Origin of the sequence: Bacillus sp. FSL W8-1202 (assembly GCF_038006165.1) — a bacterium.
Taxonomy (GTDB): Bacteria; Bacillota; Bacilli; order Bacillales; family Bacillaceae; genus Bacillus; species Bacillus subtilis.
The window spans coordinates 2,014,286-2,040,000 of record NZ_JBBOUR010000001.1 but is presented as its reverse complement, the minus strand read 5'-3'; the positions used below and the strand labels follow the sequence as shown (position 1 = coordinate 2,040,000).

28 protein-coding genes, 1 rRNA gene and 1 pseudogene (1 of these 30 cut by a window edge) are annotated in these 25,715 nt (G+C 43.6%); 9 read left to right on the top strand and 21 right to left on the bottom strand.

Annotation, left to right across the window (positions count from 1 at the left end; translation table 11 throughout):
* Together NSQ09_RS10515 and NSQ09_RS10510 are read right to left on the bottom strand one after the other, a co-directional pair.
* Window positions 1-1,274: ribosomal RNA gene (locus NSQ09_RS10515) — 16S ribosomal RNA — on the bottom strand (it extends 276 nt beyond the left edge of the window).
* Window positions 1,275-1,567: 293 nt separating this feature from the next.
* Complete coding sequence (locus tag NSQ09_RS10510) at window positions 1,568-2,452, bottom strand: nucleotidyltransferase-like protein (protein WP_003243727.1); 885 nt, start codon at window positions 2,450-2,452, stop codon at window positions 1,568-1,570.
* Window positions 2,453-2,659: 207 nt separating this feature from the next.
* Between NSQ09_RS10510 and NSQ09_RS10505 the strand changes: the two genes are divergently transcribed.
* A complete protein-coding gene (locus NSQ09_RS10505) occupies window positions 2,660-3,013 on the top strand; it encodes a YgzB family protein (protein WP_014479226.1) in 354 nt (117 codons plus the stop codon).
* A gap of 34 nt (window positions 3,014-3,047) precedes the next feature.
* Here NSQ09_RS10505 and perR read toward each other — a convergent pair whose 3' ends face one another.
* The gene (gene perR / locus NSQ09_RS10500) at window positions 3,048-3,485 is read right to left on the bottom strand and encodes a peroxide-responsive transcriptional repressor PerR (RefSeq protein WP_003223285.1); all 438 of its coding nucleotides are present in this window, start codon (window positions 3,483-3,485) and stop codon (window positions 3,048-3,050) included.
* A gap of 122 nt (window positions 3,486-3,607) precedes the next feature.
* The gene (bcp, locus tag NSQ09_RS10495) at window positions 3,608-4,081 is read right to left on the bottom strand and encodes a thioredoxin-dependent thiol peroxidase (RefSeq protein WP_003233532.1); all 474 of its coding nucleotides are present in this window, start codon (window positions 4,079-4,081) and stop codon (window positions 3,608-3,610) included.
* Between the two features lie 151 nt (window positions 4,082-4,232).
* Here bcp and NSQ09_RS10490 point away from each other — a divergent pair, with 151 nt between their 5' ends.
* Complete coding sequence (locus tag NSQ09_RS10490) at window positions 4,233-5,522, top strand: glutamate-1-semialdehyde 2,1-aminomutase (protein ID WP_341031305.1); 1,290 nt, start codon at window positions 4,233-4,235, stop codon at window positions 5,520-5,522.
* A gap of 220 nt (window positions 5,523-5,742) precedes the next feature.
* Window positions 5,743-6,804 (top strand): aromatic acid exporter family protein, encoded by a 1,062-nt coding sequence (locus tag NSQ09_RS10485; RefSeq protein ID WP_041052566.1) that lies wholly within the window; start codon window positions 5,743-5,745, stop codon window positions 6,802-6,804.
* A gap of 74 nt (window positions 6,805-6,878) precedes the next feature.
* On the opposite strand, the gene NSQ09_RS10480 is transcribed toward NSQ09_RS10485, so the two are convergent.
* From NSQ09_RS10480 to fabL, 5 genes are all read right to left on the bottom strand, one after another.
* Window positions 6,879-8,621: an ABC transporter ATP-binding protein gene (locus NSQ09_RS10480; protein WP_009966836.1), complete on the bottom strand. Its 1,743-nt coding sequence runs from the start codon at window positions 8,619-8,621 to the stop codon at window positions 6,879-6,881.
* 86 nt (window positions 8,622-8,707) lie between these two features.
* Entirely contained in the window at window positions 8,708-9,238 is a 531-nt protein-coding gene (gene ntdP, locus NSQ09_RS10475) for a nucleoside tri-diphosphate phosphatase (RefSeq protein WP_003223272.1), read from the bottom strand.
* Window positions 9,239-9,381: 143 nt separating this feature from the next.
* Window positions 9,382-9,642 (bottom strand): YgaB family protein, encoded by a 261-nt coding sequence (locus tag NSQ09_RS10470; RefSeq protein ID WP_003242708.1) that lies wholly within the window; start codon window positions 9,640-9,642, stop codon window positions 9,382-9,384.
* A 172-nt stretch (window positions 9,643-9,814) separates the two neighbouring features.
* Window positions 9,815-10,069: a gamma type acid-soluble spore protein SspE gene (gene sspE, locus NSQ09_RS10465; RefSeq protein WP_041332762.1), complete on the bottom strand. Its 255-nt coding sequence runs from the start codon at window positions 10,067-10,069 to the stop codon at window positions 9,815-9,817.
* A 68-nt stretch (window positions 10,070-10,137) separates the two neighbouring features.
* Window positions 10,138-10,890, bottom strand: coding sequence for an enoyl-[acyl-carrier-protein] reductase FabL (gene fabL, locus NSQ09_RS10460; protein WP_341031300.1), 753 nt, complete (start codon window positions 10,888-10,890; stop codon window positions 10,138-10,140).
* Window positions 10,891-10,971: 81 nt separating this feature from the next.
* Between fabL and NSQ09_RS10455 the strand changes: the two genes are divergently transcribed.
* Entirely contained in the window at window positions 10,972-11,196 is a 225-nt protein-coding gene (locus tag NSQ09_RS10455) for a hypothetical protein (RefSeq protein WP_003233542.1), read from the top strand.
* Window positions 11,197-11,203: 7 nt separating this feature from the next.
* Here NSQ09_RS10455 and mutY read toward each other — a convergent pair whose 3' ends face one another.
* Complete coding sequence (gene mutY, locus NSQ09_RS10450; RefSeq protein WP_026113736.1) at window positions 11,204-12,313, bottom strand: A/G-specific adenine glycosylase; 1,110 nt, start codon at window positions 12,311-12,313, stop codon at window positions 11,204-11,206.
* A 215-nt stretch (window positions 12,314-12,528) separates the two neighbouring features.
* Between mutY and NSQ09_RS10445 the strand changes: the two genes are divergently transcribed.
* Window positions 12,529-13,512 (top strand): metal-dependent hydrolase, encoded by a 984-nt coding sequence (locus tag NSQ09_RS10445; protein WP_041332766.1) that lies wholly within the window; start codon window positions 12,529-12,531, stop codon window positions 13,510-13,512.
* Here NSQ09_RS10445 and NSQ09_RS10440 read toward each other — a convergent pair.
* From NSQ09_RS10440 to NSQ09_RS10410, 7 genes are all read right to left on the bottom strand, one after another.
* Window positions 13,505-16,090 (bottom strand): YfhO family protein, encoded by a 2,586-nt coding sequence (locus tag NSQ09_RS10440; RefSeq protein WP_341031296.1) that lies wholly within the window; start codon window positions 16,088-16,090, stop codon window positions 13,505-13,507. The genes NSQ09_RS10445 and NSQ09_RS10440 overlap by 8 nt on opposite strands.
* A gap of 71 nt (window positions 16,091-16,161) precedes the next feature.
* Window positions 16,162-17,151, bottom strand: a complete 990-nt coding sequence (locus NSQ09_RS10435; RefSeq protein ID WP_041052569.1) for a glycosyltransferase family 2 protein — start codon at window positions 17,149-17,151, stop codon at window positions 16,162-16,164.
* A gap of 233 nt (window positions 17,152-17,384) precedes the next feature.
* Window positions 17,385-18,245: an epoxide hydrolase EphM gene (ephM, locus tag NSQ09_RS10430; protein ID WP_014479220.1), complete on the bottom strand. Its 861-nt coding sequence runs from the start codon at window positions 18,243-18,245 to the stop codon at window positions 17,385-17,387.
* Window positions 18,232-18,564: an SdpC immunity protein SpdL gene (gene spdL / locus NSQ09_RS10425; protein WP_024573182.1), complete on the bottom strand. Its 333-nt coding sequence runs from the start codon at window positions 18,562-18,564 to the stop codon at window positions 18,232-18,234. Before spdL ends, ephM begins: the two co-directional genes overlap by 14 nt.
* An 84-nt stretch (window positions 18,565-18,648) precedes the next feature.
* Complete coding sequence (locus NSQ09_RS10420; RefSeq protein WP_003243363.1) at window positions 18,649-19,167, bottom strand: SH3 domain-containing protein; 519 nt, start codon at window positions 19,165-19,167, stop codon at window positions 18,649-18,651.
* 173 nt (window positions 19,168-19,340) lie between these two features.
* Window positions 19,341-20,491 (bottom strand): IS3 family transposase gene (locus NSQ09_RS10415; RefSeq protein ID WP_087614160.1). Its coding sequence is split into 2 segments (ribosomal slippage): window positions 19,341-20,218 and window positions 20,218-20,491, totalling 1,152 coding nucleotides; the frame shifts between segments, so codons are not numbered across the junction.
* A gap of 110 nt (window positions 20,492-20,601) precedes the next feature.
* Window positions 20,602-20,871 carry a YfhJ family protein gene (locus NSQ09_RS10410; protein WP_003243789.1) on the bottom strand — a complete coding sequence of 90 codons (270 nt, stop codon included), beginning with the start codon at window positions 20,869-20,871 and terminating at the stop codon, window positions 20,602-20,604.
* Between the two features lie 124 nt (window positions 20,872-20,995).
* On the opposite strand from NSQ09_RS10410, the gene NSQ09_RS10405 reads away from it, so the two are divergent.
* Window positions 20,996-21,148, top strand: a complete 153-nt coding sequence (locus NSQ09_RS10405; protein ID WP_003223241.1) for a small, acid-soluble spore protein K — start codon at window positions 20,996-20,998, stop codon at window positions 21,146-21,148.
* Window positions 21,149-21,179: 31 nt separating this feature from the next.
* On the opposite strand, the pseudogene NSQ09_RS10400 reads toward NSQ09_RS10405, so the two are convergent.
* The 3 genes and pseudogenes from NSQ09_RS10400 to recX all read right to left on the bottom strand — a co-directional run bounded on the left by NSQ09_RS10400 (window position 21,180) and on the right by recX (window position 23,607).
* Window positions 21,180-22,354 (bottom strand): annotated as a pseudogene (locus tag NSQ09_RS10400) (MFS transporter).
* Between the two features lie 142 nt (window positions 22,355-22,496).
* A complete protein-coding gene (locus NSQ09_RS10395) occupies window positions 22,497-22,811 on the bottom strand; it encodes a YfhH family protein (RefSeq protein WP_024573179.1) in 315 nt (104 codons plus the stop codon).
* A 1-nt stretch (window position 22,812) separates the two neighbouring features.
* Window positions 22,813-23,607, bottom strand: coding sequence for a recombination regulator RecX (gene recX, locus NSQ09_RS10390; RefSeq protein WP_326233824.1), 795 nt, complete (start codon window positions 23,605-23,607; stop codon window positions 22,813-22,815).
* Between the two features lie 88 nt (window positions 23,608-23,695).
* Here recX and NSQ09_RS10385 point away from each other — a divergent pair, with 88 nt between their 5' ends.
* The 3 genes from NSQ09_RS10385 (at window position 23,696) to NSQ09_RS10375 (ending at window position 25,030) form a co-directional block, all read left to right on the top strand.
* On the top strand, window positions 23,696-24,607 hold the full coding sequence (locus NSQ09_RS10385; RefSeq protein WP_041332787.1) for a TIGR01777 family oxidoreductase: 912 nt from the start codon (window positions 23,696-23,698) through the stop codon (window positions 24,605-24,607).
* A 54-nt stretch (window positions 24,608-24,661) separates the two neighbouring features.
* The gene (locus NSQ09_RS10380) at window positions 24,662-24,772 is read left to right on the top strand and encodes a YfhE family protein (RefSeq protein WP_003223230.1); all 111 of its coding nucleotides are present in this window, start codon (window positions 24,662-24,664) and stop codon (window positions 24,770-24,772) included.
* 66 nt (window positions 24,773-24,838) lie between these two features.
* On the top strand, window positions 24,839-25,030 hold the full coding sequence (locus NSQ09_RS10375; RefSeq protein ID WP_003233561.1) for a YfhD family protein: 192 nt from the start codon (window positions 24,839-24,841) through the stop codon (window positions 25,028-25,030).
* A gap of 38 nt (window positions 25,031-25,068) precedes the next feature.
* On the opposite strand, the gene NSQ09_RS10370 is transcribed toward NSQ09_RS10375, so the two are convergent.
* Entirely contained in the window at window positions 25,069-25,653 is a 585-nt protein-coding gene (locus NSQ09_RS10370) for a nitroreductase family protein (RefSeq protein ID WP_003243940.1), read from the bottom strand.
* Window positions 25,654-25,715 lie beyond the last annotated feature (62 nt).

The following is a 25,715-nucleotide window of genomic DNA, read 5'->3' as shown; positions in this document are numbered from 1 at the left end:
GCGGTTTCGCTGCCCTTTGTTCTGTCCATTGTAGCACGTGTGTAGCCCAGGTCATAAGGGGCATGATGATTTGACGTCATCCCCACCTTCCTCCGGTTTGTCACCGGCAGTCACCTTAGAGTGCCCAACTGAATGCTGGCAACTAAGATCAAGGGTTGCGCTCGTTGCGGGACTTAACCCAACATCTCACGACACGAGCTGACGACAACCATGCACCACCTGTCACTCTGCCCCCGAAGGGGACGTCCTATCTCTAGGATTGTCAGAGGATGTCAAGACCTGGTAAGGTTCTTCGCGTTGCTTCGAATTAAACCACATGCTCCACCGCTTGTGCGGGCCCCCGTCAATTCCTTTGAGTTTCAGTCTTGCGACCGTACTCCCCAGGCGGAGTGCTTAATGCGTTAGCTGCAGCACTAAGGGGCGGAAACCCCCTAACACTTAGCACTCATCGTTTACGGCGTGGACTACCAGGGTATCTAATCCTGTTCGCTCCCCACGCTTTCGCTCCTCAGCGTCAGTTACAGACCAGAGAGTCGCCTTCGCCACTGGTGTTCCTCCACATCTCTACGCATTTCACCGCTACACGTGGAATTCCACTCTCCTCTTCTGCACTCAAGTTCCCCAGTTTCCAATGACCCTCCCCGGTTGAGCCGGGGGCTTTCACATCAGACTTAAGAAACCGCCTGCGAGCCCTTTACGCCCAATAATTCCGGACAACGCTTGCCACCTACGTATTACCGCGGCTGCTGGCACGTAGTTAGCCGTGGCTTTCTGGTTAGGTACCGTCAAGGTACCGCCCTATTCGAACGGTACTTGTTCTTCCCTAACAACAGAGCTTTACGATCCGAAAACCTTCATCACTCACGCGGCGTTGCTCCGTCAGACTTTCGTCCATTGCGGAAGATTCCCTACTGCTGCCTCCCGTAGGAGTCTGGGCCGTGTCTCAGTCCCAGTGTGGCCGATCACCCTCTCAGGTCGGCTACGCATCGTTGCCTTGGTGAGCCATTACCTCACCAACTAGCTAATGCGCCGCGGGTCCATCTGTAAGTGGTAGCCGAAGCCACCTTTTATGTTTGAACCATGCGGTTCAAACAACCATCCGGTATTAGCCCCGGTTTCCCGGAGTTATCCCAGTCTTACAGGCAGGTTACCCACGTGTTACTCACCCGTCCGCCGCTAACATCAGGGAGCAAGCTCCCATCTGTCCGCTCGACTTGCATGTATTAGGCACGCCGCCAGCGTTCGTCCTGAGCCAGGATCAAACTCTCCGATAAATGGATCACAGGTTAAGTCCACCGCATCCTGCGGCGACACCTGTGTGACCTGCGTCGTGCAGGCCCTAGTTTGACTGACTACGCACATCGCTGTGCGATTTTTTTAAAACTGAATTAACAGGTACGTTTTGTCTTGTTTAGTTTTCAAAGATCATTTTCACTTCTTGTTGAAGCGACTTTATTAATATAACATTTTGACTTTCTTTTGTCAAATGTTTTTTTGATTTATTTTCCCGCCGCTGTGAGCTTGTTTTCTCAGAAGCGCATCAGCGACGTTTAATAATATAACACGGTCAAGAATCAGAGTCAACACCTTTTTTAAAAGAATATCCTCGGTGATAGACAGCCTGTCCTTTCGTTTCTATCTGGCAGACGTTGATAAGTCCCTTTTCTGTCAAGTAATCAAGCATAACGCCAAGATCTTGGGTAAAGTGCTTTAGGTCATGATGTTGAAGAAGCTCACCGAATTGCCAAATGTCTTTTTCTTTCATTACTTCGAAAAGATGCGCCGAACCGATCTCGGCTTTGGAATGGATGAGAAAATCATTTGCTAAGAATAATAATTCAAGTCTTTTTTCCAGGCTCTCATGACTTTCAATCAGCTCGGAATATAATTTGTACACTTGGGGCTCCATCTGGCGCACTTGGCTCCACACCGTGGTTTCGGGATGGAATCCTCTGTCGATTACTTCAATACGTGCTAAATGATGCAGCGCATGAACAACGGCATTGTAGGCATCTAAAAATTGATTGGCTTCAAAAAAAGCTTTCCCTTCAACATACCTTCTGATTAATTTGCCGTATTCGAGTCCGATCTTCAGTTTACGTTCGGCAAACGGAAATGTATTCAGCCTGTCAATCAGTTCAACTACGTATTCATTACGGTCAAACAAGACTCTGCCATTTACAATCCAATCTATGATTCTTCTATTTGTTCCAAGCAAAATCCATTCTTGAATCTGAGAATCTGTTACCACATGCAAAGAAGCTGTTTGATGATCAAATTCATAATGCTTTATAAAAACTGGTTCATCAGCATCCTTAACAATCACCAGCAAAGCTGCATCAAAGTTATCTGTTAAGGAAGATGTTTTGTTTCTTCTCTCAATCATAATGACAGCCAATGTATTGGGGTGACTTGCTCTTTCTTGGTAAATTGGACGGAGAAGATTTTCCATCACTATTCCTCCAATGCAATTGTTCAAATTTTTTTATTCTCTATTTGATTCAATTCTATGGTTAAAACGAAATTCCTTTTTTCTAAACACATTGAACTATTATAAACAATTTCACAGTAACTCTCCATATGTAAATTCCAGTTCAACCGAAAACATGAAGAAAATCCCATCGGGTTTGTGCTATAGTTAAAACAGAGGGGGATGGACATGGCGAAATACTCCAGCAAAATTAATAAAATCAGAACATTTGCGTTAAGTTTGGTTTTCGTTGGGTTTATCATTATGTACATCGGGATCTTTTTCAAAGAGTCAGTTTTGCTATCTAGTTTGTTTATGATTCTTGGGCTTTTATCCATCGGTCTCAGCACGGTTGTTTACTTTTGGATCGGAATGCTTTCGACCAAAGCGGTTCGCGTCATTTGTCCAGGCTGTGATAAAGAGACAAAGGTTTTAGGAAGAGTCGATATGTGCATGCATTGCCGAGAACCGCTGACTTTAGATAAGGGATTAGAAGGAAAAGAATTTGATGAGTCTTATAATAAAAAGAAAATGTCGAAATAAAATAAGCTGACCGTTTCGTGCGGTCAGCTTATTTTTAATGATTTTCTTTTTTCGAACACTCTTGGCAGACGCCGTAAATTTCTAAACGGTGGTGGCTTACCTTGAAGCCCGTGACGTGGGCAGCGAGCTGTTCCACTTCATCAAGGCCCGGGTAGTGGAAGTCCACAATTTTACCGCAGTTTTCGCAAATCGCGTGATAGTGATCGGATGTCACAAAATCGAATCTGCTGGAAGCATCACCGTATGTGAGCTCTTTTACCAAACCTGATTCCCGGAACACACGCAAATTGTTATATACTGTCGCTACGCTCATGTTAGGAAATTTCCCTTCCAGAGCTTTATATATATCGTCCGCTGTTGGATGAGCCATAGAGTTAACGAGATATTCCAGAATCGCATGACGTTGAGGAGTAATGCGAACTCCGGTTTCCTTCAACGTTTCTAAGGCTTCTTTTAGTTCATGTGCAGCCATCCGTCATGCACCTCTCTTCTAAAAAAAATTCTTACATTGTAATGTTTATAATTAGTGTAACTCTTTCTACGATAATTTGTCAATTGATATCAGGGTAAAAGTAAGCATAGGCTCATAGAGATTTACTTTTCCGACATATCTTTGAGGGTTTGAAGCGCTTCGGCTACATGGTCCTTTACTTTTACTTTTCTCCATTCTTTAATGAGCCGGCCTTCTTTATCAATTAAAAAAGTGGAACGCTCGATTCCCATATACTCTTTTCCGAAGTTTTTCTTCAGCTTCCACACATCAAATGCTTCCGCCAGCTTATGCTCGTCATCAACAAGAAGCAGAAATGGAAGGTTATGCTTCTCTTTAAATTTTCCGTGTTTTTCCTGGCTGTCCGGGCTGACGCCAATAATGACGGCATCCAGTTCGGCGAAGCTTTCGTGACTGTCCCGAAAATCGCATGCTTCAGTTGTACATCCCGGTGTCATGTCCTTTGGATAAAAATAAAGCACGATGTACTTTCCTTTATAATCCGATAATTTTACTGTTTCCCCATGATCGCCTTTTAACTCAAGATCAGGCGCTTTTTGTCCGATTTCTATAGTCATTACGTTACCTCCGGAGTTTTTTTATTAAGCGTATCCAATTCTTGTCCAGATTACAACCATCTCAGCTGAATCTGAAGCCCGAAGCCATTGTTCTTGTTCGGAAGCATGCTACAATAGAAAGGACGCATGGAGATATAGGAGGTTTTTATTCTTGCATACAAAATCAATTGAACTTCACAATGAGGCATTACAGCACATTGTCGGCGGTGTAAACAGCCCGTCTAGATCATATAAAGCAGTCGGCGGCGGTTCTCCTGTTGCAATGGAGAAAGCAAGCGGCGCTTATTTTTGGGATGTGGACGGCAACAAATACATCGATTATTTAGCGGCGTACGGTCCGATTATTACAGGACATGCCCACCCGCATATTACAGAAGCGATTAAAAAAGCGGCAGAGAAAGGTGTACTGTATGGAACACCAACAAAACACGAGGTTACATTTGCAAAGATGCTCAAAGAAGCCATTCCCGCTTTGGACAAAGTAAGATTCGTCAATTCGGGTACAGAAGCCGTTATGACGACCATCCGCGTGGCTCGCGCATATACAGGCCGGACAAAAATCATTAAATTTGCGGGCTGCTATCACGGGCATTCGGACCTTGTGCTTGTCGCCGCAGGCTCCGGTCCGTCTACTCTCGGCACACCAGACTCAGCCGGTGTACCGAAAAGCATTGCAAACGAAGTGATCACAGTACCATTTAATGATATCGATAGCTATAAAGCGGCTCTTGATAAATGGGGCAGTGAAATCGCGGCAGTTCTCGTTGAACCGATTGTCGGTAACTTCGGTATCGTCGAGCCGAAAGAGGGCTTCTTAGAAAAAGTAAATGAATTGACACATAATGCAGGCGCTCTCGTTATTTACGATGAAGTCATTACGGCTTTCCGCTTTATGTATGGCGGCGCGCAGGATCTCTTACAGGTGAAACCAGATTTAACAGCACTCGGGAAAATTATCGGCGGCGGACTTCCGATTGGCGCCTATGGCGGCAAACAAGAAATCATGGAGCAGGTAGCTCCGCTAGGACCTGCTTATCAGGCAGGAACAATGGCAGGGAACCCCGCTTCCATCCTATCAGGCATCGCTTGTCTGGAAGTGCTCAAAGAAAAAGGCGTGTATGAAAAGCTTGATCACCTTGGCGCTATGCTTGAGGAAGGTATTTTGAAGCACGCAGAAACACACGGCATCACCATTACGGTCAACCGGTTAAAAGGTGCGCTCACGGTATACTTCTCTGATGAGAAAGTGGAAAATTACGAGCAGGCTGAACGGAGTGACGGAGAAACATTCGCTACGTTTTTCAAGCTGATGCTGGAACGCGGAATTAATTTAGCACCTTCTAAGTATGAAGCTTGGTTTATTACCACAGCACATACAGAGCAGGATATTAAAGACACGCTTGCAGCGGTCGAGGATGCATTTAAACATCTAAAAAACTAGAATCAAATACCTTGAACAGGAGCTTTGGGCTCCTGTTTTTTTTATGGAATCAAACAACGTGTAAGATTTTGGTCTTTTTCTAGAAAAATAGCTTGAATATTTGTATCGATCCCTGTATATTACTTAATTGTTTAGCAAATAAACTAACCGGGAATTTTAAGGATTAGCCCATTTGCTATGTCACACAATTTACTATAGAAAGGAATGCACGCACAAACCAATGAAACTTGGTGCCCGCATTTTCAAAACCGGGATTGCGATTACACTTGCCCTTTATTTGGCTTCGTGGATCGGGCTTCCCGCGCCGATTTTCGCTGGAATTGCAGCGATATTTGCGATCCAGCCGTCGATTTACCGCTCTTTTCTCATTATTATTGACCAGGTTCAAGCAAATATCATCGGAGCTGTGATTGCGACAGTGTTCGGCCTTATTTTCGGACCCAGCCCGATTATGATCGGGTTAACAGCAGTTATTGTTATTACAATCATGCTGAAACTTAAAATTGAACATACAATTTCGATTGCTCTTGTAACAGTTATTGCGATATTAGAATCCGCCGGTGACGACTTTTTAATGTTCGCGCTGATCAGAACAAGCACAGTCATCTTAGGGGTGCTTTCTTCCTTTATCGTCAACCTTGTGTTTTTGCCTCCTAAGTATGAAACAAAGCTGATTCATAATACCGTCGAAAACACCGACGAAATTATGAAGTGGATCAGGCTGATCATGCGGCAGTCAACAGAGCATTCGATTTTGAAAGAGGATATTGAAAAACTGAAAGAAAAAATGATCAAGCTTGATCAAACATATCTTCTATATAAAGAAGAAAGAAGTTACTTTAAGAAAACGACTTATGTGAAATCAAGAAAGCTCGTCCTGTTCAGACAGGCCATTATTACTGCAAACCGGGCACTTGATACCCTGAAGAAGCTGCATCGTCTGGAAAACGACATCTATCATATGCCTGAAGAATTTCAGGAAACATTGACTGAAGAACTTGATTACCTGCTTTACTGGCACGAACGGATTTTGATGAGGTTTGTCGGAAAAATCAAGCCGCATGATGACGCGGTTGAAGAAGGCATCCGGTATAAGCAGCTTTTAACAAAGTCATTTTTAAAAAATCAGCAGAATACGGATGAGGAGCTTATTGATTACAACATGCTCAATATTATGGCAAGCGCCGTGGAATATCGCGAGCAGCTTGAACATTTGGAAACACTTATCACAAGCTTTCAAACGTATCATCCGAAAGACTGCGAAATAGAAACAGAAGAGTAACCCGGTTAAACAGCCGGGTTTTTTTATACAAAAAAATCTTATATCCTTCATTAAAAGGATATAAGATTGATGTTTTAGTTCAAATTTTGAATGGTAAATAAGTGCTTGTACTGGCTCTCATAGTCCATGAGTTCATCATGGGTTCCGATTTCAATGATTGTCCCGTTTTCCATGACAACAATCTTATCCGCATGGGTGATTGTCGATAAACGGTGGGCGACAACAAAAGTTGTTCTATCCTTCGCCAGTTTGTCCATCGCTTCTTGAATGTAATGCTCACTTTCCAAATCCAGAGCTGATGTAGCTTCATCTAAAATGAGGAGCGGCGGATTTTTCAGGAATACCCGCGCAATTGAGATCCGCTGCTTTTGTCCGCCTGAAAGCTTAACGCCTCGTTCTCCCACCCGGGTCTCATATCCTTCCGGAAAACTCATAATAAATTCATGGGCATTTGCAGCTTTGGCGGCTTCGATTATCTCTTCAAGTGTGGCATCAGGCTTGCCGATCGCGATATTTTCCCGAATCGTTTCACTAAATAAAAAGGTATCCTGAAGCACCATACCAACCTGGTTGCGAAGGCTTCTTGCTTCATAATCGCGAATATCCGTCCCATCAATCAGCAGTCTGCCGCTTGTTACATCATAAAATCTTGGGATCAGGCTGACGAGCGTTGATTTTCCTCCTCCGCTCATGCCGACGAGTGCTACAGTTTCTCCTCTATTTACTTTTAAGGATACATCATGAAGAATATTTTCTTTGTCCTTCTCATATTGAAACGAAACGTTTTGAAACTCCACTCCTCCGCGAATCTGATCGGCCTTTATCGCATTTGGTTTGTCAGTGAGTTCATAGGGCTCGTCAATAAATTCAAACACCCTGTCCATTGATGCGATTGACTGTGTCAAAGTTGTAGAGGAATTGATCAGCCTTCTAACAGGGTTGTACATTCTGTCAATATATCCGACAAACGCGACCATTGTTCCGACTGTCAGCGGTCCATTAATGACAAAATACCCGGCGCACGCTATGACGATGAGCGGCGCCAAATCTGTAATGGTATTAACGACCGCAAAGGTTTTGGCGTTCCAATTCGTGTGGCGGATGGCTTTATCTAAGAAATGTCCGTTTTTCTCATTAAATTGAGCCTGTTCATGATCTTCTATCGCAAAGCTTCTGATGACAGGCATGCCTTGAATGCGTTCGTGCAAATGCCCCTGCACTTGAGCAAGAGCCTGTGAGCGCTCCCTTGTCAGCTTTCGTAAACGGCCGTAAAAATACTTCACTGATATTCCGTATAATGGGAATAATACGATAGAAATCAGCGTTAATTTAACGTCCAGTGTGAGCATGATAGAGATTACAATCAAAATCGTCAGCATATCGAGCCATATATTCATCAGCCCTGTGATGACGAAATCCTTTGTTTGTTCTACATCATTAATCACTCGGGAAATGACTTCCCCTGTTCTTGTATTCGCGTAAAAACGCAGGCTCAGTTTTTGTATATGGTCAAACAGCTTAGCTCTTATATCATAAAGCACCTTGCTGGCAGTCCACTGGGCAAAATATTGCCGGTAATATTCAACAGGCGGGCGCAAAATTAAAAATAAGGCGAACATGATCGCCATAATCGTGAACAATGACGTTGTTTTGTCACTAGCCGTGCCGCCTCCTTGAATAATGTCGTCAACTACGTACTTCAGAAGCAATGGGAGAGCAAGCGGAATGGAGAATTTTACGATCCCGATTAACACTGTAACGAAAATTTGCTTCTTATAAGGTTTGACGAACTGCATGTAGCGTTTCATAACCCCCACGTTGATTCCCCCTCTCTCTTTATCATGATGTGTGTGAGCCCATGTGAAAAACCTGTTGTACCCCGCAACAGGTTTTTACGTAACCATTATTTTGTATAGCGCAAATACCGTTCATACCACATATCGACAAACTCGGGCGCAAACGGTCCCTGACGCTGGTGAATCCAATGGAGCAACGTATTTAAGTAGTCTCTTAAAATACTGTCGATTTCTTTTGGATAATTCATGGCTTTCCGATGATCATCATATTCGTCTTCGTCGAGAATATTGTAGGTCATGTCAGGAAAAACCTTAACATCTAAGTCATAATCAATATATTTAATTGCTTCGCCATCATAGGCAAACGGAGAACTGATGTTGCAATAATAATGAACCCCGTCTTCCCTCAGCATCCCGATGACATTAAACCATTGTCTTGCGTGAAAATAACAGATTGCGGGCTCTCTGGTGATCCATGTCCGGCCGTCTGATTCAGTTACCATCGTCCGGTCATTGGCTCCGATGACACACATTTCTGTACTTTTTAAGATTGTTGTCTCATTCCAAATTCTATGAATCAGCCCGTTGTGCTTATAGCTGTGAATTTGAATGGTTTCTCCTTCCTTGGGATAGCCCATATTTCTCCCCTACTTTCTATAAAGCCCTACAGTTAGTATGTCCAAATTTGCTTACCGACAACGTCTTTTACCTATTATAACGTTACAAATTGAAAAATGAAAATAAAAGAGCCATTCCGGCCGGGGAATGGCATATTCCTGCACTACACAAAGGAAGACGGCTTTTCTGAGCTGCGATATGAACGAATGACCTGCTCTGTCTGCTTTTGAAACATATCCTGTATATCGGCAAGGTGTTTCCGTTTTACCGCAATTTCAGCCTGAATCCCACGCAGCCTTGCATCCCTTTCCAAATGCCGGAGTTCCGCCTCAATTTGTTTGCAGCGGTCGAGCTCTGATTGGAGATCGAGAAGCTTATCCATCGTTTTCATCTGTTCACTTACCAGCTTTTCAAATTCCGTCATCGGTTCCTCCTTCAGCCTGATGAAAGTATAAACATTTCCTCCTTTAATCATTTCGATCTCCGTAAAGCAAACCCTTTGACTCATTCTGTAGACCTTCCACAAGTTTTGTCGTTTTTCAAACAGAAAAAAGCACTTCCACCCGAAGATGAAGTGCTTTTTTCTGTTTCAGTGATTAGCTGTTTTGTTGTTTGTTTTGTTCAGCAGATTGGTTTTGCTGTCTTACCTGCTGTACGTCAGTTTCACTAGCGAATTCAGTGCCGAATTGACCTTGTTGGCCAGCTGATTGCTGGTTTTGTTTACTGACTTGCTGAGCGTTTGTTTCGCTAGCAAATTCAGTGCCAAATTGACCTTGACCAGCAGCTGATTGTTGGTTTTGTTTTCTAACTTGTTTAGCGTTTGTTTTGCTGAAGTTATTTGAGTTAGCCATTGTTATCACCTCCACGGTCATTAGAATGTGCAGGTGATCGTATAGCTATTCCTCTTTTTTAAAAATTTTTAAACGAGCAGTGAGCGTCCGCCGTCAACGATAATTGTCTGTCCGCGGATCATGTCAGCCTTGGAAGACACTAGAAACTCAACAGTATCAACCATGTCTTTAATTTCGACCATGCGTCCCGCCGGGGTGTTTTGGCGCGCATCCTCAAGCAGATCTTCTCTATTCGGGAAGTGTTTCAGCGCATCTGTGTCGATCGCTCCGCCTGAAACAGCATTGACGATAATTTGTTTTGGTGAAAGCTCAACGGCAAGATAACGGGTTAAAACCTCTAACGCTGCTTTTGATACACCGACCGTGGTGTAGTTTTCAAGATAGCGGATAGAGCCTAATGAACTAATGCTGACAATATGCCCGCCTCCGTTCTTCTCCATTAGCTTTGCAGCTTCCTGAGCGCAGAAAAGCAATGCTTTCGCATTAATGTTCATCGTCCAGTCCCAGTGTGTTTCTTCTAATTCCATGACAGGTCTTAGTACTCCTGAAGCGGCATTATTGACAAAAACATCAAGTCTGCCGAACGTTTCATCAATTTGCTGAAACATTTCTTTGATTTTTGCAGGCTGTCCTACGTTTGCTTTTACGACAAGCACTTTAACGCCAAGCTTTTCGATTTCTTCCGCTGTTTCTAATGCTGCTTTTTTGCTGCGCGCATAGTTAATGACGATGTTATAGCCGTTCTCAGCAAGTCTGATCGCGGCCGCTTTTCCGACACCGCGGCTGCTTCCTGTTACGAGTGCACATTTATTTTGTTCCATTTTTCCTCATCTCCTTGTAGCGTATAGTTCTTTTATTTCCACAAACAATAATGGCAAGAACTTTAAAGGGGGTCTTCTGTTATGTATGTCGGACGTGATATGAGCGAATTGAACATGGTTTCCAAAAAAGATTGGAAGAACAGTGAACTCGCTTATTTTCATCATGCCTTTCAGCAAATTATGCCTTATTTGAACGAAGAAGGCCAATCAAAATACCGGGAATTAACGCAAGAAATTGAAGCGCGCGGCGGAATGAAGCGCAATGAAGCGGACTACAGCCACGGCACGCGCGTCTCTTACGATTAAGACTGGTTTACGGAGCAGCCGAGATGGCGGCTGCTTCTACTGCCATCTTCCAGATTTTTTGATGTGACACCGGGAACGCAAATTGTTCGAGCTCTTCTTTCGTTACTTTTTTCAGCTCGCTGGTATCCGACACTTGTTTTACTTTACCGAAAAACACTGAAATATTCCATACCAGGTGGGTGAAAACATGCTCGACTACACCTTGCAGATCACTGATATCAGCTTGTATGCCATATTCGTTTTCTAAGAAAGCGATGAGCTGTTCACGCTCAGTTTTGATCCCTTTTTGTGTTTCAAGATTAGGGAATTCCCACAGGTTGGCGAGCAAACCTTTAGACGGCCGTTTGTGGATATACACTTGTCCGTCTTCATCAGTCAGTACGATCGCGGCCATGGTTTTGATCCCGGGCTTTTTCTTTTTGCTTTTTACCGGAAGCTCCCGTTCAGTGCCTTCTTCAAATGCTGAGCAATGCTGCTGAACCGGGCAAAGCAGGCATGAGGGTGATTTTGGCGTACAGATCAAGGCTCCAAGCTCCATCAAGCCCTGATTAAATTCAGATGGTTTTTCTTTGGAAATAAAAGCTCGTATGGCGTCTTCAAAGATCGTTCTTGTTTTTGGTTTGGCAATATCATCCCAAATAGAAAGAATTCTGGACATGACACGCATCACATTTCCGTCAACTGCGGGAATGGGTTTATTGTAGGCAATGCTGAGCACCGCTCCCTTTGTATAAGGGCCAACGCCTTTTAACCCGCCAAATTCTTTCTCGTCTGGAGGGACAATGCCGCCGTATTCCTGTTTCACTTCTTTTACCGCGCTTTGCAGGTTTCTGACTCGCGAATAATAGCCGAGCCCTTCCCATGCTTTCAGCACCTTTTCTTCATCAGCATCAGCGAGCGCTTCCACTGTCGGGAATTGTTCCACAAACCGGAGAAAGTAAGGAATCACTGTCTCTACTCTCGTTTGCTGCAGCATGACTTCAGATACCCACACCTTATATGGATCTTGGTCCTCTCTCCACGGCAAAACGCGCTGCTCTCGTTCAAACCATGAGATTAAATCATCGCGAAATTGCTGTATGTCTTTTTGTTTTAATTTGTCTTCAAGTACGTTCATATGTGTTTCTCCCCAGTCTTTCGCGCCCCGCTTTTCTTTAGACTGTTTTTTGTTGTACACTAAGGGCACAGTACGATAATATGTTACATTAAATAGTAATAAAGAAAAAGCGGAAACATATGAGAACGATTGAATCAGTTTAAAAATTGGGTATATGAAAATGGGGAATTTCTTACAAAGTGAATGTGCAGGATCATCCTGCAAGGAGGTCACCTATGGATACGGGCACACATGTTCTTATGGGCATCGCACTGGGCGGTATTGCGACGCTTGATCCTGTTGTCGGATCAGATCCGGCAATGGCTCACGCTGTTATGATCGCAACGCTTGCGGGCTCTCAGGCTCCGGATATTGATACTGTGTTAAAGCTTAAAAACAATGCTGTTTATATAAGGAATCACAGAGGATTTACCCATTCAATTCCCGCCGTTTTGTTTTGGTCTGTCATCATCCCGGCGATTCTGTATTTATTTTATCCTCAGGCCGATTTTCTGCACCTGTGGCTGTGGACACTGCTGGCAGTCGTTCTGCATGTCTTTGTTGATATATTCAACGCCTATGGAACACAAGCCATTCGTCCGTTTTCGAAAAAATGGGTTGCGCTCGGGCTGATTAATACGTTTGATCCGTTTATTTTTATCAGCCATCTGGCAGCTATCGCGATTTGGTATGCAGGCGGAAGTCCCGGCATCACGTTTCTCAGCTTATATATCATATTGGCAGGCTACTACTTGGTGCGCCTGATCATGCAGCTGAGAATTAAACGGAAGCTTCATGAGATGATTCATGATGAGATCGAAAGCATTATTATTTCTCCAACGATGAAATTCAGGCAATGGCGAATCGCAGTGACGACAGCACATGCTTTCTATGTAGGAAGAAGCATGGAAGGACATGTCGTGATTCTGGATACATTTAATCGGGTGCCTGTTCCTGAAACCGATGTAATGCATGCGGCAAAGCAGGATGATAACATCGCGGCGTTTCTGTCCTTTTCTCCGGTTTACCGGTGGGAAGTGGATACGTTTAAAGATCATTATGAGGTGAGATTTATCGACCTGCGTTATCGGAGCAAAGGCCATTATCCGTTTGTCGCAATTGTTCACATCGGCCATGATCTCACGATTCGTTCATCCTATACGGGATGGATATTCAGCGAAGAAAAACTTCAGAAAAAATTAAAGCTCGGCTCTATATAGAGCCGGGCTTTTTACGTCTTATATAAAAAACAGCAAGCAGCAGACTGACGAGAGATATGATCGCCGATATTTTGAAGTATGGCGGATAGTAAGTCAGCTCAATGTGATTGTCTCCCTTTTGCGCCTTGAAGCTTATAAAAGCATAATCCGCTTTTTCGATCTTCTGTGTTTTTCCATTGATCTTCAGCTCCCAGCCTTTTTCATATGGGATCGGAAGCATGATGTACTGGTCTTTTGACAGATAATAGGCAAAGGTCAGTCGATTTTTGTTCCAATTCAGTTTGTCTGCTTTCTCTGTTTTATTTTGCATTACAGCGTTTTTCAGCGTTTGGTAATTTTCTTCATAGAGCGCTATGTTTCTCAGTTCATAAGTTCCTTTCGGAAGATTGATTGAGATATGGTGTGATTTAGGCACTCTTACCGTTATATTATTTACTCCGGTTTTATATATCGATTTGTTCGATTTCCTTGTTGTGACATAATCATTTACCTTTAACGTAAATCCTTTGTCTTTTGCTTTGCTTTTCAAATAAAAGCTGACATAGTAGTCTCCCGGAGCGGATGATGGCTGTTTCGGGGTGATGATCAGCTCTCCTCCGTTTTCTCCAGTTACGGTTAGCAGCCCCTTTTGATACTGGGCTTGTTTTGCGGTGATGTCCGACTTGGTGATCAAATTGGACGGTTTTGGTGTCTGCTCCGTTTTTCCTGATGGATCTTTTAATATGATTCCTTTCAGCATCGCCTGTTCTTTCGCAAGAGCGGGCAATCGGTCCAGCTCACTTTCGCTGTATATGGCATCGGCTGTTTTGACGAATGGAAGCATGTACTGATTCTCATAAACTGCATAATGCTCTGTTTCTAAATGCTTTTTGAAGCCGTACGGGACGCTGGCTTCGTTTGTTTTTTCGGTCATATAATATTTGCCGTAAAGCAGGCTGTATAAATTCGCCCTGTCTCCCAATGACGCGTAACGGCTGACGCTTTCCCTGCCCATATCGATGCTTAAATCATTCCAATAGAAGGCCAGCAGATCTTTGTTTAAAATGCTGGAATACGCGCTGAAGCCATTAAACCCGTAAATGATTGGCGTATTATTGCGGACCCCGTTCATCCAGTCGATTCTCATGAGCGGATCATCGTCTTCCTTCTGTAAACGTCTAATGAGCTCAGATGATTCCCGCCCTCTGTATTCCTCACTTGTAAGATATTCTTTTGTCACACTGTCCAAATCGCCGCCTTCTGAGAGCGCGTATTTTTGATAGGAGTTGGCGACAAACAGTGAAGAAAGAATGATTATGCCGTACACAGCCATGTTTGCCCGTTTTTTCGCAAAAGCTGCAGCAAACAAGGCTGCGATTGTCATGAGTAAGAGCAATAGAATACTTTCATTCGCAGGCTTCCATATATCGAGCTTATACCTTTGGATATGATACAAGTAAAGAAGCAGGACGACAGCTGCGGCCGGGAGCAGTTCTTTCCGTTTCAAATCAGACAGCTGTGACAAACCAGCCGCAGCTGCTCCCGCAATGGTAAAGGCCAGAACATATTCAAACCGGTTTTGCGGGGCGGAAAAACCGTTAAAGACGCTTGCCGCATACGGACTGAAATGAAAAAGAATAAACAGCAGGCTCAATCCGGCAAAGAGACGAAACACACGGTTTTTGTAAAAAGAAATCATAAACAAAAACAGCAGAAAAGCGGCCGGCACAATGATGATCCGGCTCGAAAATAAGATATTATCATCGAAATTGAGCCACTCTATTTTCTGGCTGTATGGAGGGCGCAGGTTGTTTAAAAAACCGTATACTACGGGCACAAACGCCGCCGCACTGATGCCAAAAGAAATGAAGCCTGAAACCAGAAATAATCTGATTTGAATCCATCTTTTCTCTTCATGTGGTTCCAAACGGATCAGCCATCTGAACAGCACATAGATTCCGATGAATATAAGGTTTATGTATGCAAAGTAAAAATTATTGATTAACGTCAGCGAACACGCAACGATAAACCATGCCGGACGCCGCTCTCTAATAATTTTTTCTGCGCCAAGCACAAGCAGCGGAAGCCAAACCATTGTATCGGTGAAAAATTCCCAATACGCTTCGTGACGGAAATAAATAATTGAGACGCCGTATAACACAGCTCCCGTGAACGATGCCGCCCTGTGCTTGAGAAGATAATGAAAAACAGAAGCGGACGTAAAGATGATCAAGCTCAATTTGAAAATACTGATAAAAACAGCTGACTCTGCCCAAAAAAGCGTATCCGCTTCTCCGATCAGCTGGACGGCTTGAAGCAGCCAAACAGCGGCGGACACAGCAAGAAAAAGAAAAGACGCAGAAAAATAATAGCCGAGCTGACTGAATGTGCCGCCGCCAAGTCCGAATGAATAATTGTAGAAAAAATTCCCGTGTGTATATTGGTCAAATAATAATTTTTTAAATACGATCATTTGCGCAAGCCCGTCACCCGGACCTGTCATATACCTGCCTTCCGCCCATTCTTTCACAAAAAAAGCGTGTGCCAGAACGGACACCAGCAAACTGGCCGCATAGATCATGATATGTTTTCTTTTCATATAAATTCTCCAGTCTTGCTTTTAAGATAATAGACACGCAAAAAAAGCACTGCCAATGGCGCTTGGTATTTTCAGTGCATTTTTGTCAGACGCCGCATGCTTTTTAATTCGTTCGTTTCAGGCAGGTCTTTGTTCGGGATATTCGCTTCTTTGATCAAATAATGCGGGCGTTTTTTTGTTTCATAATAGATTCGGCCGATATATTCACCTATAATTCCAAGGCTTAACAGCTGTACTCCGCCGAGAAATAACACTGCTGAGATAATGGTGAAATACCCAGGCACAGAAATACCGTTAGTGAGAATTTTAACGAATGTGGCAATGATATAAATGATGGAAAGCAGCAGGATGAAAATGCCTGTATAAAAACATAATCTCAGCGGCTTATGATTAAATGAAACGACGCCGTCCATGCCGTAATTAAACAGACTGCTGAACGACCATTTGGAGGTGCCGTTTTTTCGTTCGATATTTTCATAAAATACAATTTTCTGATCAAAGCCAATCCAGCAAAAAAGGCCTTTTGAGAAGCGGTTTCCTTCGCTCAGCTTCAAAAGTGCATTCACAGCTTGGCGGCTTAACAATCTGAAGTCACCGACACCGTCACGCAAATCGACTTCCACCGCTTTATTAATGAACTTGTAGTACATAGATGATAAGAGTGAGCGGACAAAGCTGTCCCCTTTTCTGTTCCTTTGGGCAATGACTTGGTCATACCCTTCTTCGTAGCCTTTGATAAATTCCTTCAGCAAATATGTCGGATGCTGCAGATCGGCATCCATTACAATAACCGCCTCGCCCTGAACATGCTCAAAGCCCGCCAAAATCGCGGCTTCTTTTCCAAAGTTTCGAGAAAAAGATATATACTTCACCCGGCTGCACGTCGCTGCCAAGTCTTTGATCTGCTGAAGCGTGTCATCAACACTTCCGTCGTTTATGAAGAATATCTCATAGTCATAATGAATGTTTTTAAATTCCTTTTTTAAAGATTCATGAATGAGTTTGACATTATACCCTTCATTGTAAGACGGGATAATAATCGAGATTAATCCTTGCTTCATTAAGGCACCTTCTTTTTATTATTCTTTTTAAGTATTGCCTTAGGGGAGTTTTACACAAATCTTCAGTAAGGCTATTCCTTTTTTTAAAGTCGTTTAAACCTGTTTTTTGTTACAATTTTATGGTGACATTCATGATTTTTAATGTTATTTTGTCATGTTTAAAACAGACTATGAAAAAAAAACGCACAGAAAAAGTCTGCCATTATGACAGACGGATGGAGAGAAATTTTAGCTTATTGGTTCTTAAGATATTCCAAAATCAGCTGATTGACGATGGCTGGTTTTTCGTGGTTAATCCAATGGGAAGCTTCATCAACAAAGATAAGATGTCCATTCGGGCAATGCCTTTCCGTCTCTTTCGCAAGCTTTCTGCTCAAAAAGCGGTCTTCCATTCCCCAGATCATTCGGTAAGGTACTGTTTCGTAAGAGGGTTTCTCTGCCAAGCTTCCTTTTCTGAGGGCTCTGTACCAGTTCAGCATAGCTGTCAGCGCGCCCGGCTGTTTCCACGCTTCTTTGTACCTGCTGACATCCTCGGATGTAAAAAGCGCGGGACGGTCGGATAATCCAATCGCTTTGTCTAATGTTTCATAATCATTTTCCCTTAGTGATGCCTCCGGTATATCGGGCAGCTGGAAGTATGCGATATACGAGCTTTTCAGCCATTGCGGCGGATAAAGCGGCGTTACGGTTTTCATGACGTGCGGGTGCGGGATATTGATCGCGATCAGTTTTTCAAGATATTCCGGGCGTGTGGAAGCCAAATGCCATGCGACAGCCCCTCCCCAGTCATGACCGATAACAATTGCTTTTTCATCAGTGAATTGCGTAATAAGCCCGATGATATCATCTCTTAATGTATCAATCCGATATGAATCAATTCCTTCCGGTTTGTCACTGAGATTGTAGCCCCGCTGATCAGGAGCAATGACCCGGTAACCCGCATCAACAAGCGGTTTGATTTGATTTTTCCAGCCGTACCAAAACTCAGGAAATCCATGGAGCAGGACAATTAACGGGCCGTCTTCCGGTCCTGCGGCTGCAACGTGGAGCGTGATTCCGTTCGTATTAACAAACTGGCATTTAACTCCGTCCACTTCTATCTCCTCCTTGACTGTGCGTCATGATTTTCAGCCTTTTCTCCGTTAGCATAAATGTTATGACACAGGCGGCAATCAGCAGGATAAGCTGAAGAATAATCAAGTTTGATCCCAGCAGCAAACCCATTCCCGCAATCACCAAGCCTGACAGGATCATTAATGATGCACTGTAACGGTTCGCTTCATTCCATAATCTTTGATCTGACATTGAGCGTCTCGTTCTGTACCCGTACACACTGTTGATCGATTTGGGAGGAAACAGTTTGATCAGTATGCCCGCAATGATCATAAGCCCTCCGCCGACTAAACCCGTCATATCATCATCTCCTTTCTCATTGTTACGTGCAGAAAGAAGAAATGTTTCATGCATAGGCAAAAAGACAAGCCTCGGCCTGCCTTTTTATCGCATTTGTAAATCCTTTGTGTGAATATAGCCTTTAACTCCGCCATAATCCACGAACGCCCAAGTGAAGTCAAATCCGCCGTTTTCACTGAATCCCCACCCAAGTATTGTCACCTCTGTTCCAGATGAGAGCTGCTTAGCTTTTCCGTTTTCGGGCGTCGGTGTATAGAAGGCTGTCTGTTTCGTTGTTTTCGCTTGGCTTGCGGTTTTCATTAAAAAGTGAGTTGAAATATATGCTTTCTTTCCTTTGAAATGAATTTGAGCCCAATCGGCATTTACGAACCTATCGACTTTTACCTTTTGTTCTGATGATACAGTGCCGAGAATATCACCTTCATGATTTGGCTCAGTCCGGACATTCAGCTTTCCTGCTTTTATGATGTAAGTATCGGATGATGGCATGCTGACAGATATGTCGTGAAGGGGCGCAGCTTTTGCTGCGGGAGCGGAATGAAGTGCTGTCAAACCCAGTCCTGCGGCAGCTGTTAAAGCGAGCATTACTTGTTTCTTTTTCATATAAAGCTCCTCCTCGCATTTTGACAAGATATAAGTGGTATTCCCTGATTGACAGGCTGGTGAAACATGTTTTGTTTATGATTTCTTCCTGTTAAGGTAATTTTAAGAAAATGAAAAAACCTGCCGGTCGTTGGGACTGACCCCCGTTTTTGAGACAGGGATCAAAACACCTTTTAAACAGCCAATTGCCGATAATTTATCGGTGATTGGTTGTTTAGTTTCGTTTGAATACGAATATTGTTATAATAATGAATGTATTCTATGACAGTGCGTTCTACGATGGCGGTCGTGGTTCGATCAATGCTGTTAAGATAGAACGTTTCAGACTTTAGTGAGGAATGAAACGATTCGATGGAGGCATTATCAGCGGGTGTCCCTTTGCGGGACATGCTCATGGTAATGCCTTTTGTTTTAACAGCTTTCTGATACTCGTAAGATGTATACACAGATCCTTGGTCACTATGTAACACGCAGTTCTCAGGCAGTGTTGGCAGTTGATCAAGTGTGTGTAAGACAAAGTCTGTGTCCTGCTTATCTCCAATCGTAAAAGCAATCACTTCTCCATTATATACATCCAATATACTGGAAAGGTACAATTGTTTCTGTCCATAAGGCAAATACGTGATGTCTGTTACTAGTTTTTCAAGAGGATGATCAGACTGAAAGTTCCTATCTAATATATTGTCGACCACGGCATATGGCTGCCCATTCTTCTTGCGCTTTTTCACCTTAACCCGGCACTGCCACTGATTTTTCTGCATAATACGCTGAACCGTTTTATGGTTAATACACATTCTCTTTTTTAATATAGCTGTGATTTTTCGATATCCATATCGATACTGGTGCTCTCGGCACAACGTGCCGATTTGTTTTTCTAAATGGCGCTTGGGATGATCTTTCTTCAGATTCTTCTTCCAACGATAATAAGACGAGCGAGAGATACCTAAATGAATACAGATATCCTGCACGGTCATTGTGCTGTGCAATTCTTCTACAAGTTCGACTGACGTTTGGCTATCAACTTCCTTTCCAATTCGTTGTACTTTTTTAACACTTCATTCTGTTGTCTCAGATATCGATTCTCTGCCTGCAGTTTCTCTAATTCGGAAGAATACTCCGGACCTTTTCCATAAGTGTATTGCTTACCAACAGGCTGTTCAAATCGATGTGTATCACCAGCCTTATACCATCTGACCCATGTCTTAATCTGCGTATTATTTTTGATATTCAACTCCTGCATGATCTCTTTCATAGGTACGCCTGCCAATCTCATTTCTACAGCCTTCTGTTTCACTTCAACCGGATAACTCACTCTTGTCCCCATAGAAAAAACACCTCCAAGTCTAATTTCGGATAACAATCATCCGTATTCAAACTTGAAGGTGTTTTTATTTGTCTCATCTTATGGGGTCAGTCCCCGTTAACGGCAGGTTTTTAATGCAAAAGGCCTCTGCTTTGATTTAAGTAATCATTCACGTCGTTACGGGAGCTTTGAAAAAGGTGGAGCTGGCCGCCATAGTTTTCAATCCATTGTGTGACGATTTTTTCAGTCATTTTTTCACCTTGATAGGCGTGTCCGGCTTTTGCGTAGGTTGCTTCGAAATCGCTCCATAACAATTCCACCCACGTTTTTGCCTGTATATAGCTGATCATCTCGTTCTTTTCCAGAAGCAGATTAGTCAGTTTCTCAATGTACATATTCATGTGTGCAGTCTCCTTTCTTCAGGAAAAAAATAACGCTTTATTACGTGGTGTTCTCCATATACTAACCTTACGTCTTCATCTGAAAAGACGCAACTTTTTGATCTCGAACCTAGGGGGATATGACATGGTCCGAAATAAAGAAAAAGGATTTCCTTACGAAAACGAAAACAAATTTCAGGGTGAACCGAGAGCAAAGGACGACTATGCTTCAAAGCGTGCTGACGGATCTATCAATCAGCATCCTCAAGAAAGAATGAGAGCCTCAGGCAAACGGTAAAGAAGAACAGCTGCATACACTGCAGCTGTTTTTACCCTTTATTGACTTGATATTCGTAGACGCTCTTCTTTTCTGATAAGTGTGCGAAGGTAGAAAGCACAAGTCCGCATGCGGTCATAAGCGCACCGCCTGCAAACAGCCAGGAATAAGAGCCTGTTCCGTTTAAAATCATTCCGCCGATCCATGCACCAAGGGCATTGGCAAGGTTAAATGCTGATACGCTGACAGCTGCGGCAATGGTCGTGCCGCCCTCAGATGAGGAAATGACCTTTGTTTGCAAAAGAGGCGGCGTGCCGAATGCGCATGCCCCGAATAGGAACGTTGCCACAATGGCTGCAGCCGGGTAAATGGCGATGTAAGGAAATACAGCCAGAACACCGATTAAACCGATCATTACACCGATCATCGTCCGAGTCAGCAAAGACAGCGGTACTTTTCCCGCTAAGAAATTCCCGGCAACGCCTCCCAATCCATACGCAAAGAGAGCACCTGTAATGCCAACCGTGCTGAATCCGGCTGAATGCCTTAAAATGGGTTCGATAAAGGTGTAGGCGATAAAGACACCGGAATAGCCTAAAATGGTAATCGCGAAGGAAAACAGCACTTGTTTGTGTTTAAAAACCCCCCACTCATTCATAAGCATTGGGATCACTTTTGGTTTTCTGTTCGGCACGGCAGCCATAAGGCCTAAAAATCCGATGACACCAAGTGCCGTAATGATGGAAAACACCGCTCTCCAATTCAGGACATCTCCGAGATAAGAGCCGAATGGAACACCAAGCATTAGAGCCACTGTCAGTCCGCCGTTCATTGAAGCAGCAGCTGCAGCACGCTTTTCCGGCGGAACCATTTCACTTGCGAATACCATGGCAATCGCGAAGAAAGCGCCGTGAATGGACGCAGATAAAATTCTTGAAATGGCCAATACCGCAAAATTCGGCGCCAGTGCGCTCATCAGGTTTGAAAGGATAAATATCGCCATAAGCCCAAGAAGCACAGGCTTTCTCGGAAGCTTGACGGAAATGATGGTGACGAGCGGCCCTGTCAAACAAACGCTTGAAGCCCTGCGGATGAAACCTGTATATGAAAGTCATTGGCAATCGACGTCAAAATACCCATCACCGCGTATTCTGTATAGCCGATTGAAAATGTACAAATCATAAGAACAAATATAATAAATTTTACAGATGGGTTTTTGATACTCAACGTCATCGCCTCCTTTGATTTTAAAAAACAACGAGTTTCATCTTAAAAGATTTTTCAAGTGAATTCAATGATTTTTTCTTTAAAAATTCGTGTAAATGTGCTGCAAACAAAAAGAGGCTGATCATCAGCCTCCTGTTACGCTTTATTCTTTTTCTTGCAATACTGAGATTGGCAGCGCTTCCTCTTGCTGAGGGGAAGAGGTTCTGTATCCCCATGCGAAAACGCCATTTAAATAACTGATGGTAAACTCGTCCTCAGTGTTTTCCACACGATATGTTTCTCCCGGTGAGTAATCTTCCGGGTTCAGCAAATATGCTTTTGCCATCGTAATTTTCCGTTCGAGCACTGCCAGTTCGTTTATGATTCCATGCTGTTCGGCTTTTCTTGCTTTTTCAGAAAGTAATGCGATTTCGGTATTGAGTTCGTGCGGTGTCATTTGACTGTATCGTTTGTCCATTTCAGTACTCCTCTTCCTGCAGTAATTGCTCGATTAAATCGAGTGAGAATCCTTTGCGGAATAAAAATTGTTTGACCTTCATGGCGCTTTCATATGAGCCGTCATAGCGGTATTTTCTAAACGCTTTTTCCGCGTGAAGGCGCAGCGCTTCTTTCTCTGTGTCTTCATCATTTTCATATTCAATCTGATTCATCGCCGCGCTGATAACATCAAATGAGAAGCCCTTGCGCTGAAGCTGCAGCTGGGCGCGCTGTTTGAGTTCTTTCGTCGAAAGCTTTTTATCTTTTTTGAGAAGCTTTTCAACATGCTTGACCGCTTCTCTTGTCTGATCTTCAAAGGAAAAGGAACTTAGCGCCTCCTTAATTGTATCGTCATCAATTCCCTTCGCTCTTAGCTCTCTGAACAAAACATCAGGGCCTTTTCCGTTTGTTTTTTTGTGAGTGCTGACATAGGCTGCGGCAAATTCCTGGTCGTTTAAGTACTTGTAATCGTTAAGCCTATGGATGACTTCCGCAATGACGGGGGGCGAGGTTTCTTTTTTCTTTAAGTGGTCCTCGACCTCTTTCGTCGACCGCATTCGATAGGATAAAAAGTCAAGCGCACGGTTGAAGCCTTTCTTCACTTCATCGCCGTATTGAATCTCAATGATGTCAAGATCATCGAGTTCTTTTCCCTTCTTGAGCTCAAATTTCACGAGCACATCCGCGTCCACGCTGAAGGCGTATTTATCATCCAGAAAAATATTGAAGCGTTCCGTATTCTTTTTTTGCGTTGATATTTTTGTAATAAACGGCATCTTAATCTCCCTTCTCAGGCCTGAAACGCGTTTTCTTTTATTAAAATGAGGTAAAGTATATTTATTAGAACGATGAGGAGAGATGTTCATGAATATCGCAATGACGGGCGGAACCGGTTTTCTCGGCCAGCATCTGACAGGCGTTCTTATCCGCCAGGGACACCATGTTTATATTTTATCAAGAAACGCAAGAGAAACTGAACAAAAAAATATGACATATGTGCAATGGCTGACGGAAGGAGCCGCCCCGGAGCAGGAACTTCCTCATATTGATGTCTGGATAAACCTTGCGGGAAAATCGATTTTTGGCCGCTGGACAGAAAAAACGAAGCAGCACATTCTCTCCAGCCGTATCAATGCGACGCGTGAAGTGCAGCGGCTTATTCAGAAACAGAAGGAGAAGCCGAAGACATTGATCCAAGCCAGTGCCGTGGGTATTTACGGGACAAGCCTTGAGAAAACTTTCACAGAGGATTCTGCAACGTCAGATGAGGATTTTCTCAGCCATACTGCACACCTGTGGGAAAAGGAAGGACAGAATATTGAAGCGATGGGCATCCGGACGGTTTATGCAAGATTTGGCGTGATGCTTGGAGAAAGAGGTGCTCTACCGCTTATGGTTCTCCCCTATAAGTTTCTGGCCGGCGGAACGATCGGAACGGGAAGGCAGTGGCTGTCATGGATTCATGTCGAGGATGCGGCCCAGATGATCCGATATGCGGTGGAAAACGCCGGCATCTCAGGCCCAATGAATGTCACCGCGCCCAATCCTGTGGACATGAAGCAATTCGGAAAAACGATTGCACGGGTGAAGCACCGCCCGCACTGGCTCCCCGTCCCGGAATTCTTTTTATCAAAAGCATTGGGTGAAATGAGTCTTTTGATTGTGAAAGGACAGCGCGCTCTTCCGAAAAAAGCGATAACCTCTGGATTTCGTTTTACATATTCGGATCTTGAATTTGCACTCTCACAGCTGATAGCGGACCGAAAGACTGTATAAAAACAGCAGGAAGCGTCAACCTTAAGAATAACATGGTTGAAGGAGGTCCTTTTTATGGAAAAAAAGAGGGAGAAGCACCAGCAAGGCGCCAACCTGAAAAAAATGCAGGAAGTTCTTTATTCAGGCGAATTTAAAAAAGCGGAAAAAGCTGCTAAGCGGAAGTAGGAATACATAGCCCCTTAAAACCAAATACTATATTTGTTTGATATCACTTTTTAGGGGGAATTTGATATGGGCAGAAATCATATCCACAAAAACCGTGATAAAAACAAACAAAAGCTTCCACAAGTTCCCGATGCCTTAAAAAGGGAAACTGACGGCGTTTACGAAGAATATTCAACCGAGCTTGCTGATGCAGATGACCGCGAAGCGCAAGAGCGTGCGAAAGCAGCCGACAACAGAGCGAAAAAGAAATCTCGTTAATGAAAAACCCCTTGTCTCCGTTTGAGACAAGGGGCTTTTTACATTTCAGTAAACCGGTCGCGGATCGGTGTGCGTTTTTTCACTTCCGGCGCCTCGTCAGGATAACCTGTTTGTATGATGGCGGCGAAACGCTCATTATCCTGCAAACCAAAGGCCTGATGGACTTCTTTGTCATAAAGGATTTTTCCGCTTTTCCAAACCATGCCGATTCCTTTTTCCCAAGCAAGAAGCTGAAGATTTTGAATCAACGAGCTTGTTGCCGCAAAATCGTCGTCCCGCGCTCTTTCGTTTTCATCTTCCTGAAACACGACGAGGAGAAATCCCGGAACGCGCCCAAGTGTGTTTTTGAAATTTTGAAGCTTTTCCTCTGTCATATCCGGCTTGGATTTCTTAGAAAACGCTGCAAATGTATTGATGAGGTTCGCTTTACCTGTCTCACTGGAAACGTAAATAAATCTCCATGGCTCTGTCACTCTGTGATTTGGCGCATATTTTGCCGTTTCTAGCATGTCAAGAATGACTGCTGAAGGTACTGGCTCTTGTTTAAACTTTCGAATCGATCTTCTGCTGCGTATGATGTCACGCAGTACTGAATGCTGATGTATTTGTTCGGTTTGAGGCATACCGTCTCACCTTCCTATGCAATTGAAAATGATTATCATTTCATAATGATAACGGAAAGTGC